The sequence below is a fragment of the Aeromicrobium sp. genome, from assembly GCF_025965075.1.
Classification (GTDB): Bacteria; Actinomycetota; Actinomycetes; order Propionibacteriales; family Nocardioidaceae; genus Aeromicrobium.
Genome location: NZ_JAOPXQ010000154.1, coordinates 1 through 11,679, shown reverse-complemented (window position 1 = coordinate 11,679; position 11,679 = coordinate 1). Strand labels below are relative to the sequence as shown.

Below are 11,679 nucleotides of genomic sequence, written 5' to 3'. Positions count from 1 at the left end.
CAACCTCGACCATGGCTCAGGCCTTGTCGAGCTCTGTCGAGACCGTCTCAAGGAGCTCTTTCCACGACACCTCGAACTTGTCCAGTCCTTCGTCCTCGAGGATCCTGACGACCTCGTCGTACGCGATGCCCTCCCGTTCGAGGGCCGCGATCGCGTCGCGGGACTCCTCGTACGTGCCGTGCACCCGGTCGCCGATGATCTCGCCGTGGTCCGCGACGGCCCGGAGGGTCTTCTCCGGCATCGTGTTGACGGTGTTGGCGACCACGAGCTCCGTGACGTACAGCGTGTCGGGGAGGTTGGGGTCCTTGACGCCGGTCGACGCCCACAGCGGGCGCTGGGCGTGGGCGCCCTTGGCCTCCAGGGCCTTGAACCGGTCGGAGCCGAAGAACTCCTCGTACGCCTCGTAGGCCAGGCGCGCGTTGGCGAGCGCCGCGGTGCCACGCAGCGGACTGTCCTCGGGCAGACGACGGTCGACCTCGGTGTCGACGCGGCTGACGAAGAACGACGCGACCGAGTGGATCGTCGACAGGTCGCGGCCGGCGGCGTCGGCCTGCTCGAGGCCGGTGAGGTAGGCGTCCATGACGCCGCGGTAGCGCTCGAGCGAGAAGATCAGGGTCACGTTGACGCTGATGCCCTCGGCGATCGTCGCCGTGATGGCCGGAAGGCCCTCGAGCGTGCCGGGGATCTTGATCAGCAGGTTGGGTCGGCTGACGCGCTCCCAGAGGCGGTGCGCGAGCTTGACCGTGCCGTCAGTGTCACGGGCGAGATCGGGGTCGACCTCGATCGAGACCCGGCCGTCGGCCCCGTTGGTCGCGTCGTAGACCGGCATGAGGATGTCGCAGCCGTTCTGGACGTCGGTCGTCGTGATCTCGAAGACCGTCGCCGCGATGTCGGCGCCGGACGCCTTGAGCTCCTTGACCTGGGGCTCGTACTTCTCGCCCTTGGCGAGGGCTGAGGCGAAGATCGACGGGTTGGTGGTGACCCCGACGACTCCGAAGTCCTTGACGAGCTCGGCGAGGTTGCCGGACTCGATGCGCTCGCGGGACAGGTCGTCGAGCCAGATGGAAACTCCCGCGTCGGCGAGGGCCTTGAGACGGTCGTTCATACGTGCTCCTTCGTGAGGAATCGTTCAGTGCGTGGTTGGCGCGTCTGCGTTGTCACCCGGACCGACAGGTCCTGACGGCCGGGCGTGGAACGGTGCGGAGGGCTCGCACGCCGCGGCGGCGATCGAGTCCTTGGCGGCGGCGACGACGGCCTCGGCGGTGATGCCGAACTTGTCGTACAGCGTCTGGTAGTCAGCCGATGCGCCGTAGTGCTCGATGCTGACGATGCGGCCGGCGTCGCCGACGATGTCGCGCCAGCCGAGCGAGACGCCCGCCTCGACGGACACGCGGGCACGCAGCGCAGGGGGGACGACCTCGTCGCGGTACGACGTGTCCTGCTGCTCGAACCACTCCCGGCTCGGCATCGACACGACCCGGGCGGAGATGCCCTCGGCCGCCAGCAGCTCACGGGCCTTGACCGCGATCTGCACCTCCGAGCCGGTGCCGAACAGGATCACATCGGGCGTGCCGTCGGTGTCGAGCAGCACGTACGCGCCCTTGGCCGTGTGGCTCGCCTCGGCGTAGCCATCGACGCCACGGGGGAACGTCGGCAGGTTCTGGCGGCTGAGCGCCAGTGCCGCGGGCCGGTCCGTGATGCCCAGGATCGTGCGCCAGGCCTCGATGGTCTCGTTGGCGTCGGCGGGACGGACGACGTCGAGGCCGGGGATCGCCCGCAGCGCCGCGAGGTGCTCGATCGGCTGGTGCGTCGGGCCGTCCTCGCCGAGACCGATCGAGTCGTGGGTCCAGACGTACGTCACCGGCAGCTCCTGCAGGGCCGCGAGGCGGACCGCCGGACGCATGTAGTCGCTGAAGACCAGGAACGTGCCACCGTAGGGGCGGGTCAGGCCGTGCTGGACGATGCCGTTCATGATCGCGCCCATGGCGTGCTCGCGGATGCCGAAGTGCAGCACGCGGCCGTACCAGTCGCCCTGGAACTTCGCGGACGACCGCTCGGGCGGCAGGAAGGACAGCTCGCCCTTGGGGGTCGTGTTGTTGGAGCCGGCGAGGTCGGCCGAGCCGCCCCACAGCTCCGGCAGGTGCGCCACGGCGGCGGAGAGGAACTCGCCCGAGGCGACACGGGTCGCAACACCCTTGGCATCGGCCTCGTAGACAGGAAGGTCCGAGTCCCACCCCTCGGGCAGCGCGCGCTTCTTGAGGCGCTCGAACAGCGCGGCGTCGGCGGGGTTGGCCGCCGCCCAGGCGTCGAACGACTTCTGCCACGTCTCGCGCTCGGCAGCGCCGCGGTCTCGGGCGAGGTGCGTGTGCTCGATGACGTCGTCGTCGACGATGAAGGTCTTGTCGGGATCGAAGCCGAGCAGCTCCTTGGTCGCCTTGATCTCGTCTTCGCCGAGCGCTGAGCCGTGCGATCCACCGGTGCCCTGCGCCGTCGGCGCGGGCCACGCGATGATCGTGCGCAGCTGGATGAAGCTCGGGCGGTCGGTGACGGCCTCGGCGGCCTGGTAGGCGTCCCACAGGGCCTGGACGTCCTCGACGTACTCGGTGCCGCCATTGGTCCAGTCGACGGTCTGGACGTGCCAGCCGTAGGCCTCGTAGCGCTTGGCGACGTCCTCGGTGAAGGCGATGTTGGTGTCGTCCTCGATCGAGATGCGGTTGTCGTCCCACAGCAGCGTCAGGTTGCCGAGCTGCTGCGTGCCGGCCAGGGACGACGCCTCGGCGGAGACGCCCTCCTCGAGGTCGCCGTCGGAGCAGATCGCGTAGACGCGGTGGTCGAACGGGCTCTCGCCGGGAGCGGCGGACGGATCGAGCAGCCCGCGCTCGCGGCGGGCCGCCATCGCGAAGCCCACGGCGTTGGCGACGCCCTGGCCGAGCGGGCCGGTCGTGACCTCGACACCGGGGGTGTGGTTGTACTCCGGGTGGCCCGGCGTCTGGCTGCCCCACGTGCGCAGGCTCTTGAGGTCGTCGAGCGTCATCGGGTAGCCGGCGAGGTACAGCTGGATGTACTGCGTGAGGCTCGAGTGACCGCACGACAGCACGAAGCGGTCGCGGCCGGCCCAGTGCGGGTCGGTGGGATCGTGGCGCAACAGCTTCTGGTAGTGGAGGTACGCCACGGGGGCCAGGCTCATCGCGGTGCCGGGATGGCCGTTGCCGACCTTCTGCACGGCGTCGGCGGCGAGAAGACGGACCGTGTCCACCGCCTTCTTGTCGAGGTCTGTCCACTCCAGGGAGGGGGTTGCGGACGTCACAGCGGTGGCTCCTGATCGTCGAACGTTCGTGGGGGTCGGCCGCTTCGCAGGCCGTCATGATCGAGCCTACTCGCGTCCCTTAGACTGGTGCACGTGCCTGCCGTCGATGTGAAGCCCGCCAGCTCCTCCGCTGTACCCACTTCGCCGGGCTTCAGTGACGTCGTCACCTCGTACGTCGCGCTGACCAAGCCGCGCATCATCGAGCTGCTCCTCCTGACGACCGTCCCGGTCATGTTCCTGGCGGAGCAGGGCGTGCCCTCGCTGTGGCTCGTCATCGCGACGTTCGTCGGTGGCGCCCTCTCGGCCGGCAGCGCCAACGCGCTCAACTGCGTCGTGGACGCCGACATCGACCAGATGATGCGACGCACCTCGCGCCGCCCGCTGGCCCGTCACCAGATCCCGACCCGCAACGCGCTGGTCTTCGGGCTCGTGCTCGGGGTCGTGTCGACCGGTGTCCTGGCCTACTGGGTCAACTGGCTGTCGGCCGGTCTCGCGCTCGCCGCCAACGTCTTCTACGTCGTCGGCTACACCATGATCCTCAAGCGCCGCACGACGCAGAACATCGTGTGGGGCGGGGCGGCCGGCTGCTTCCCGGCGATGATCGGCTGGACCGCCGTGACCGGTGAGCTCGCCTGGGCTCCCGTCGTCCTGTTCCTCGTGGTGTTCTTCTGGACGCCGCCGCACTTCTGGTCACTCGCGATGCGCTACCGCGAGGACTACTCCGCGGCCAGCGTCCCGATGCTGCCGTCCGTCGTGACGTCGGCCGAGGTCGCGCGGCAGATCGTGGCCTACACGTGGGTCATGGTCGGCACGTCGCTGCTGCTGTGGCCGCTGGCGACGGGCTGGTTCTACCCGGCCGTCGCCATCACCCTCGGCATCGTGTTCCTCATCGAGGCGTACGAGCTGAAGTCCCGCGCGGACGACACCGAGGAGCTGTCGGTCATCAAGCCGATGCGCCTGTTCCACTACTCCAACGCCTACCTGGCGCTGCTGTTCGTCGCGGCGGCGATCGACCCGTTCCTCCGCTAGCCGGGGGTCAGGTGATCCGCCAGGTCGGTCCCGACGACTGGGCCCATTGGCGTGCGCTGCGGCTCCGGTCGCTGGACGAGGACCGGGCGGCGTTCGCCGAGTCCGTCACCGCGTGGACCGGGGACCTCGACACCGAGGCCCGCTGGCGCGAGCGACTCTCGAACGGCGACACGTGCTTCCTCGCGTACGACGGCGAGCGTCCGGTGGGGATGGTCGCGGCCGAGCACCGGACCGACGGTGCGGTCGAGCTGATCTCGATGTGGGTCGCCCCGGAGGCGCGGGGCGTCGGCGTCGGCGCCGAGCTGATCGACCGCGTGCTCGGGCTGGCGGACGGCGCCCCGGTCGGCCTGCGGGTCATCCCGGGCAACGATCCGGCGATCCGCGCCTACGAGCGGGCCGGCTTCACATTGCTGCCCGGCGACCCGGACTGCGACGGCTGCCGGCGGATGGAGCGACCCACATCCTTCCCGCACCGGCTCGTGGTCTCCGCCGCGCTGCCGGGGCAGGGGCTGTCGGGGCGGTTCCGCCGGGTCGGCCTGCTGGGCGCCCTGCTCGACACCAACCGTCGCGGCACCCACGCCGAGGTCCCCGCGGACGCTGCGGTCGCCGGCATGGCCTGGCAGGACGGTGACGCGCGCACCCCCCGGTGGTGGCCTCAGGGGATCACGACGTCCGCCGACGCCGTGACCGACCCGCCCGAGGGCACGTTCGAGGGCCACGACGTCGTGCTGGTGAGCTGGTACGCCCGGGGCCGGCTGCGGCGGTTCCTCGGCTCGCGGGTCTCGGTCGTCGACTGGCGCGACGACGAGCCGCCGCGCTACCGCCACGTGCTCCTGGTGGAGCCGCGCCGCCGGTGGGGCTTCACCCGGCTGCGGCCCGTGCGGGTCCACGCCGGCGGGATCGTCTGGTACGGACCGCACCTGTTCGTCGCCGGCAGCGCGGGCGGCATCCGGGTGTTCCGCCTGGAGGACATCGTCCGGGTCCGCAACCGGGTCCGGCTCAAGGGCTACCGCTACGCCCTGCCGCAGTCCACGCGATACGCCGCGGAGGCCGACGAGGACACGCCGGGACTGACGTACTCGTTCCTGTCGCTCGAGCGCGGCGCGACCCAGGACCGCCTGGTCGCGGGGGAGTACGGCCGCCGCGGCGGCTCGCACCGGCTGCTGCGCTATCCCATCGACCGGGAGACCGGGCTGCTGCGCGGCGACGAGCGCGGCCGTGTCTCCCCGACGGACCTGCACGACCAGCAGGTCGAGCGGATGCAGGGCGCGACCGTCGCGGAGGGCGTCTGGTTCATCACCGCCAGCACGGGTGAGGGGCGTCCGGGCGACCTGTGGGTCGGGCGTCCGGGGGACTACACGCGCCACCGCGGTGTCCTCCCCACCGGTCCCGAGGACATCACCTACCTGCCGCAGCGCCGTCAGCTGTGGACCCTCACCGAGTGGCCGGGCCGGCGGTGGCTCCTGTGGATCGACCGTGACCGATGGACCCACTAGCCTGCTCGCATGTCTGTCGATCCCACCGGTGCCGATCTCAAGCGCTATCTCGCCGACGACCAGGGCGGCCGTGTCGTGATGCTCAACCTGCTGAAGTTCACCGCGACGGGCCGACCGACCTACGAGGAGTACGCCCGGGAGATCCAGCCCTACCTGGACAAGGTCGGCGCCGCCGTGGTCTACCTCGGCGACACCTCGACCGCGCTGGTGGCCCCGGACGGCTTCGACTGGGACGCCGTGCTGCTGGTCGAGTACCCGAGCCGGGCCGCGTTCAGCGCGATGGTCGCCGACCCCGACTACCAGGGCATCACCCGGCTGCGCACCGAGTCGCTCTCCGACGCGGTCCTGCAGGCCACGACGCCCTGGACCCGCTGACGAGCCCACGACCGCTGGGCCTGACCTTGTGACAGACACGCCGTCGGCGTGTCCGTCTAGACGTCAGGCCCAGCGGTCGGCGAGGGCGGGGCGGCGGGACGTGACGGCGAGCAGGTGCCGGGTGCCGACCGCGACGAGGGCGGCCGCGCCGACCAGGTGGATCGCGACGAGGGCGATCGGGAGATCCGTGAAGTACTGCACGAAGCCGATCGTGCCCTGGGCCAGCTCGGTCATCAGCAGGAGCACCGACAGCGGACCCGCCGCGGTGTCACGCAGCAGCACACAGCACGCGAGCGTCAGTGCGACCAGCAGGTAGACGCTGAACGCGTGGACGTGGCTCATGACGTGCGGGTCGAGCCCGTTGCGGGGGGCCTGGGCGTCGCCCGCGTGCGGTCCGCTGCCGGTCACGACCGTGCCGAGGTAGACCACGAGCCACAGCGCGAGATACGTGGCGACCACGAGCCCCCGGCGCCCGGCGGAGACGTCGAGCGGGGTGCCGCCGCGGACGCGGAAGACCAGCAGCATCGAGATCGCCACCAGCGACATCGACAGGACCAGGTGCAGCGACACGACCCAGGGGTTGAGGTCGGTCAGCACGCTGATGCCGCCGATGACGGCCTGGAACGGGACGCCGAGCGCGATCAGCCCGGCGAGGCGGCGCAGCTCGCGGTTCGTCCCGCTCCAGCGCCACACCGCGACGAACGTCGCCACGACGACCGCCACGAGGACGTACGTCAGCATCCGGTTGCCGAACTCGATGACGCCGTGCACGCCCAGCTCGCGGTGCGGCGTGAAGGACTCGTCGGTGCACCGCGGCCAGGTCGGGCAGCCGAGCCCGGAGCCGGTCAGGCGCACGAGCCCGCCGGTCAGGATGATGACGGTGTTGGCGACGACGGCGGCCCACGCCCACCGCTCGACCGACGACTGGACGGGACGGATCACGCCGAGGTTCACTCCCACTTGAACGTCCTCGCGACCAGGAGGCTGGCGCACACCGTCCAGACGATCAGGACGACGTACGTGAAGGGGCTCGCCCCGCTGCCGTCGAACGCGTCGCGCAGCCCCTGGCCGAGGGCGCCGGACGGCAGCAGCTGCAGCGCGTGGCTCGCGGCCTCCGGGTAGCGGCTCAGGGGGACGAGCAGGCCGCCGCCGACGAGCAGCAGGACGTACACCAGGTTGGCGACCGCGAGCGTCGCCTCGGCGCGCAGGGTGCCCGCGATCAGCAGGCCCAGCGAGCCGAAGGCGGCGGTGCCGAGGATCGACAGCACGATCATCGCGACGAACGCCGTGGCCCCGCCCTGCGGCTCCCAGCCCAGCAGCAGGCCGACGACCGACAGGACCGTGAGCTGGACGACCTCGACGACGACGACGGCGCCGACCTTGCCGAACAGCAGCCCCCAGCGGGGCAGCGGGGAGGCGCCGAGCCGCTTGATGACGCCGTAGCGACGCTCGAAGCCGGTCGCGATCGCCAACGACGTGAACGACGTCGACAGCACCGCGAGGGCCAGGATGCCCGGCGTGATGATGTCGATGGGCCGTCCCGGGCCGAGGTCGACGATCTTGTCCGACGCCGAGCTCAGCAGCAGCAGGACGAGCGGGATGACCATCGTCAGGAGCAGCTGCTCGCCGTTGCGGGCCAGCAGGCGCAGCTCCATCGTCGTCTGGGCGCGCAGCATGGCCGCACGCGGTGCGGCGCCCGGACGAGGGGAGAAGTCCAAGGTCATCGGAGGGCCTTCCCGGTGAGCTCGAGGAACCGGTCCTCGAGGGTCTGGCGCTCCACCAGCAGCGACTCGGTCAGCACGCCCTGCTCGGCGCACCACGCCGAGAGGGTCGCGAGGAGCTGCGGGTCCACCTCGCCCGCGATGACGTACGACCCGGGGGCCACCTCGTCGACCTTGGTGTCGTGGGGGAGTGCGCGCATGAGGTTCTCGACGTCCAGGCCGGCGCGGGCCGTGAAGCGGACGGTGTTCTTGGCGCCCGAGGAGGCCAGCGACTGGGGCGTGCCGGACGCGATCACCCGGCCCGCGTCGACGATGTGGATCTGGTCCGACAGGGCTTCGGCCTCGTCCATGAAATGGGTCGTCAGCACCGTCGTCACGCCGCTGGAGCGGAGCTCGGCGATCAGCTCCCAGGTCGACCGTCGCGCGGCCGGGTCCAGGCCGGCGGTCGGCTCGTCGAGGAACAACAGCTCCGGTCGGCCCACGACGGCCATCGCGAGGCTGAGCCGCTGCTGCTGGCCGCCGGACAGCCGGCGATAGGGGGTCGCGCCGTACGACCCCATCCCGAGCCGGTCGATCAGCTGATCGACGTCGAGGGGGTGGGCGTGCAACGAGGCGATGTGGCGCAGCATCTCGTACGACCGGGCGCCCGACCACGCGCCGCCGGACTGCAGCATGACGCCGACCCGGGGGCGCAGGGCCGCACCGTCGGCGATCGGGTCGAGGCCCAGGACGCGCACGGCCCCGCTCTGCGGGGCGCGGAAGCCCTCGCAGGTCTCGATCGTCGTGGTCTTGCCCGCGCCGTTGGGTCCGAGGATCGCGGTCACGGTGCCGGTCTCGACAGTCAGGTCCAGGCCGTCGACCGCGGTGACCGCGCCGTATCGCATCACGAGGGCGTCGACCTCGACGGCGGGCCCCACTCTCACCGGCTCAGTCACCCGTCCAGTGTAGGTGTGGGGGTCTGGCCCCGACGCCTCGCCGTCCGTCCGTCCCGGCCCCTAGGCTGCAGGGCATGGATCTTCCCGTCATGCCCCCGCTGCGACCCATGTTGGCGAAGTCGGTCAAGGCCGTCCCGGCACCGGACTCCCTCGACGGCGGGCTGTCCTACGAGCCGAAGTGGGACGGCTTCCGCTGCCTCGTGTTCCGCGACGGCGACGAGGTCGCCCTCGCCAGCCGGTCGACCAAGGAGCTGACCCGCTACTTCCCCGACGTCGTCGAGGCGGTCAAGGAGCAGACCCCGGACCGCTGTGTGCTGGACGGTGAGATCTTCCTCGCGATCGACGGCCGGCTCGACTTCGACGCGCTGTCCCAGCGGATCCACCCCGCGGCGTCCCGCGTCGCGATGCTCGCGGAGCAGACGCCCGCGTCGTTCGTCGCGTTCGACCTGTTGGCGGTCGGCGACCAGTCCCTGCTCGACGAGCCGTTCGCGGTGCGCCGGGCACGCCTGGAGGAGGCGCTCGCCGACGCCGCGGCGCCCGTGCACGTGACCCGGACGACGACGGACCGGGCGCTGGCCGAGGAGTGGTTCGGCATCTTCGAGGGCGCCGGCCTCGACGGGGTGGTCGCCAAGGCGCTCGGCAAGCCGTACGCCCCCAACGTCCGGCAGATGCTCAAGATCAAGCACGCCCGCACCGCCGACGTCGTGGTCGCGGGCTACCGGCTGCACAAGACCTCGACCGAGGCGCGCCCGCTGCTGGGCTCGCTGCTGCTGGGGCTCTACGACGACGAGGGGCTGCTGCAGCACGTGGGCGTCGCCGCGTCGTTCACCGAGTCCCGGCGGGCCGAGCTCGTCGAGCAGCTCGCGGTGCTGGTCGTGGACTCCGCTGACCACCCGTGGGGGAAGTGGCAGGATCCCGACGCCCAGGCCTCGTCGCGGCTTCCCGGTGGGCAGAGCCGGTGGACCGGCACCAAGGACCTGTCGTTCGTGACGCTGGCGCCCGACCTGGTCGCCGAGGTCGGCTACGAGCACATGGAGGGCACCCGGTTCCGGCACACGGCGCAGTTCAAGCGCTGGCGCCCCGACCGCGAGCCGGAGTCCTGCACCTACGAGCAGCTCGAGGAGGTCGCGAGGTACGACCTGGGCGACGTCCTGGCCTGAGCCGTCGTCACGGCGTCAGGGCTGGAGCCGCTTGAGGCGTTCGACGAAGTCCTCGTCCGGGACGACGTCCGCCGTCCCGCGCAGCTTGCGCTGCAGCTCGACCGGGAGCTCCCCGGAGGTCTTGACCTCGGTGTGGAGCCGCTCCATCGTCGCGTCGAGCTCGCGGGCGGTGTCGGCCGCCTCACGCAGCCCGGTCAGCAGCGCCTCGGGCACGTCCTGGCGGTACTTGTAGTGGATCTTGTGCTCGAGGCTGGCCCAGAAGTCCATCGCGATGGTCCGCATCTGCACCTCGACCAGCACCGGCACCTCGCCATCGCTCATGAAGACCGGCACCTCGATCAGGGCGTGCAGGCTGCGGTAACCGTTGGGCTTGGGGTTCGTGATGTAGTCGCGGATCTCGACGATGTGGACGTCTGACTGGCCCGTCAGCAGGTCGAACACGTGATAGACGTCCGACACGAAGCTGCAGGTCACCCGGACGCCGGCGATGTCCGTGATCTTCTCGGCGATCGACTCGAACGTCGGCTCGCACCCCTTGCGGCCGATCTTCTCGAGCACGCTGTCGGGGTTCTTGAGCCGCGACGACACGTTCTCGATCGGATTGGTGTCGTGCAGATGGGCGAACTCGTCGCGCAGGATCGACAGCTTGGTGACGATCTCCTCCATGCCGAACTTGTAGCGCATCATGAAGCGCGTGAAGTCGTGGCGGAGCTGCTGGCTGTCCTCGGACTGGAAGTCTGCGGTCGGCTGCTCCATCAGGCGGCCGAGGTCGATCCGGGCAGGCGTGGGGTCCACGCAAGCCACTGTAGACAGGATGTCCACGGATCAGCGCGGGCCGGTGGTCACGATGCGGGCGAGGCCGGACCGGCATACGGTCTGGGCATGCAGACGATCGTGACGAGCAAGGGCCAGCCGCTGACGGGTGAGGCCGAGGAGAAGTTTCGCGCCGCCGACGAGTCGCTCCGGCAGAATTACGCGGGGCTCGACATCGAGGAGTTCATCCCCGAGATCGAGCGGTCGCTCGGCGAGCTCGACGCCAGCGTGCCGGAGGCGACGGTGCGTGACTACGCACAGCACATCTCCGATCGGGCCGACTTCGAGCTCGCCCTGGACTGAGAGAGGCGTCCGGCCTCAGGCGTCGGCGTCGTCCGAGCCGCCCGGCGGCACGGGTGCCTCCGGCCCGGTCGCGGGCTCGCCGGTCTGCACCGGGTCGAACTCCTCGCCCTGTCCCTCGTCCGCGCCGGGCGCGTCGTCGGGCTCGATGGGTGTCTCGCTCATGGGGGTCCTTTCGTCGGGGCCACCCCCGTACCCACCCCGGCCCGGCTCAGTCGGGGCGCGCCGTCCCGGTGCCGCCGGGGATGTCCCTCGTGGCCCACACCGGCCGGTCCCCGTCCGGCTAGAGCCTCTCGACGGCGCTGCGTTCCTTCGCGAGATCGGCGATCAGGCGTCGTGCCTCGAGCAGCAGGAAGCGATCCGTGAACGCCGGGTACTTGCCCAGCTCGGAGTCCCTCGCGGCCGCGGGTTGCTGTTTCTTCAGCATCTTCTGGCTGCTCATGAGGTTGAGCTTCTGGACCCGGTCCCACTTCTCGTTGATGTCGTCGATCTCCTTGCTGTCGATCGACGACGAGATCGAGCGGACGACCCGGGCCTGCTCGA

Annotated in this window: 13 protein-coding genes; 5 read left to right on the top strand and 8 right to left on the bottom strand. The window is 70.8% G+C overall.

Features of this window, described 5'->3' with window-relative positions; translation table 11 throughout:
• Nucleotides 1-16 precede the first annotated feature (16 nt).
• Nucleotides 17-1,105, bottom strand: a complete 1,089-nt coding sequence (tal, locus tag JWQ91_RS09695) for a transaldolase (protein WP_297782937.1) — start codon at nt 1,103-1,105, stop codon at nt 17-19.
• Between the two features lie 24 nt (nt 1,106-1,129).
• Nucleotides 1,130-3,307 carry a transketolase gene (gene tkt / locus JWQ91_RS09690; protein ID WP_297782934.1) on the bottom strand — a complete coding sequence of 726 codons (2,178 nt, stop codon included), beginning with the start codon at nt 3,305-3,307 and terminating at the stop codon, nt 1,130-1,132.
• 108 nt (nt 3,308-3,415) lie between these two features.
• Between tkt and JWQ91_RS09685 the strand changes: the two genes are divergently transcribed.
• The 3 genes from JWQ91_RS09685 to JWQ91_RS09675 are packed head-to-tail and all read left to right on the top strand — an operon-like array spanning nt 3,416 to nt 6,207.
• Nucleotides 3,416-4,336: a heme o synthase gene (locus JWQ91_RS09685; RefSeq protein ID WP_297782940.1), complete on the top strand. Its 921-nt coding sequence runs from the start codon at nt 3,416-3,418 to the stop codon at nt 4,334-4,336.
• A gap of 11 nt (nt 4,337-4,347) precedes the next feature.
• Complete coding sequence (locus JWQ91_RS09680) at nt 4,348-5,832, top strand: GNAT family N-acetyltransferase (protein WP_297782931.1); 1,485 nt, start codon at nt 4,348-4,350, stop codon at nt 5,830-5,832.
• Nucleotides 5,833-5,841: 9 nt separating this feature from the next.
• The gene (locus JWQ91_RS09675; protein WP_297782928.1) at nt 5,842-6,207 is read left to right on the top strand and encodes a DUF1330 domain-containing protein; all 366 of its coding nucleotides are present in this window, start codon (nt 5,842-5,844) and stop codon (nt 6,205-6,207) included.
• Between the two features lie 63 nt (nt 6,208-6,270).
• Here JWQ91_RS09675 and JWQ91_RS09670 read toward each other — a convergent pair whose 3' ends face one another.
• Genes JWQ91_RS09670 through JWQ91_RS09660 form a run of 3 tightly spaced genes read right to left on the bottom strand, consistent with a single transcriptional unit; the run spans nt 6,271 to nt 8,863 of the window.
• A complete protein-coding gene (locus JWQ91_RS09670) occupies nt 6,271-7,167 on the bottom strand; it encodes a COX15/CtaA family protein (RefSeq protein WP_297782925.1) in 897 nt (298 codons plus the stop codon).
• Nucleotides 7,158-7,883 (bottom strand): ABC transporter permease, encoded by a 726-nt coding sequence (locus JWQ91_RS09665; RefSeq protein WP_297782922.1) that lies wholly within the window; start codon nt 7,881-7,883, stop codon nt 7,158-7,160. Before JWQ91_RS09665 ends, JWQ91_RS09670 begins: the two co-directional genes overlap by 10 nt.
• Before the next feature lie 44 nt (nt 7,884-7,927).
• Nucleotides 7,928-8,863, bottom strand: a complete 936-nt coding sequence (locus JWQ91_RS09660; RefSeq protein ID WP_297782919.1) for an ABC transporter ATP-binding protein — start codon at nt 8,861-8,863, stop codon at nt 7,928-7,930.
• 74 nt (nt 8,864-8,937) lie between these two features.
• On the opposite strand from JWQ91_RS09660, the gene JWQ91_RS09655 reads away from it, so the two are divergent.
• Nucleotides 8,938-10,023 (top strand): ATP-dependent DNA ligase, encoded by a 1,086-nt coding sequence (locus JWQ91_RS09655; RefSeq protein WP_297782916.1) that lies wholly within the window; start codon nt 8,938-8,940, stop codon nt 10,021-10,023.
• A gap of 15 nt (nt 10,024-10,038) precedes the next feature.
• On the opposite strand, the gene JWQ91_RS09650 is transcribed toward JWQ91_RS09655, so the two are convergent.
• Nucleotides 10,039-10,818, bottom strand: coding sequence for a GTP pyrophosphokinase family protein (locus JWQ91_RS09650; protein WP_297782914.1), 780 nt, complete (start codon nt 10,816-10,818; stop codon nt 10,039-10,041).
• 87 nt (nt 10,819-10,905) lie between these two features.
• On the opposite strand from JWQ91_RS09650, the gene JWQ91_RS09645 reads away from it, so the two are divergent.
• The gene (locus JWQ91_RS09645) at nt 10,906-11,139 is read left to right on the top strand and encodes a hypothetical protein (protein WP_297782911.1); all 234 of its coding nucleotides are present in this window, start codon (nt 10,906-10,908) and stop codon (nt 11,137-11,139) included.
• A gap of 15 nt (nt 11,140-11,154) precedes the next feature.
• Here the strand turns inward: JWQ91_RS09645 and JWQ91_RS09640 are convergent, their stop codons facing one another.
• Nucleotides 11,155-11,301, bottom strand: coding sequence for a hypothetical protein (locus JWQ91_RS09640; protein WP_297782909.1), 147 nt, complete (start codon nt 11,299-11,301; stop codon nt 11,155-11,157).
• Between the two features lie 118 nt (nt 11,302-11,419).
• Nucleotides 11,420-11,679: hypothetical protein (locus JWQ91_RS09635; protein WP_297782906.1), on the bottom strand; the 260-nt coding region annotated here is incomplete at its 5' end.

Bases quoted from the DNA above. Each gene is read 5' to 3' on its own strand.
- tal (WP_297782937.1), bottom strand. From the start codon at position 1,105: ATGAACGACCGTCTCAAGGCCCTCGCCGACGCGGGAGTTTCCATCTGG.
- JWQ91_RS09675 (WP_297782928.1), top strand. From the start codon at position 5,842: ATGTCTGTCGATCCCACCGGTGCCGATCTCAAGCGCTATCTCGCCGAC.
- JWQ91_RS09665 (WP_297782922.1), bottom strand. From the start codon at position 7,883: ATGCTGCGCGCCCAGACGACGATGGAGCTGCGCCTGCTGGCCCGCAAC.
- JWQ91_RS09655 (WP_297782916.1), top strand. From the start codon at position 8,938: ATGGATCTTCCCGTCATGCCCCCGCTGCGACCCATGTTGGCGAAGTCG.
- JWQ91_RS09645 (WP_297782911.1), top strand. From the start codon at position 10,906: ATGCAGACGATCGTGACGAGCAAGGGCCAGCCGCTGACGGGTGAGGCC.
- JWQ91_RS09640 (WP_297782909.1), bottom strand. From the start codon at position 11,301: ATGAGCGAGACACCCATCGAGCCCGACGACGCGCCCGGCGCGGACGAG.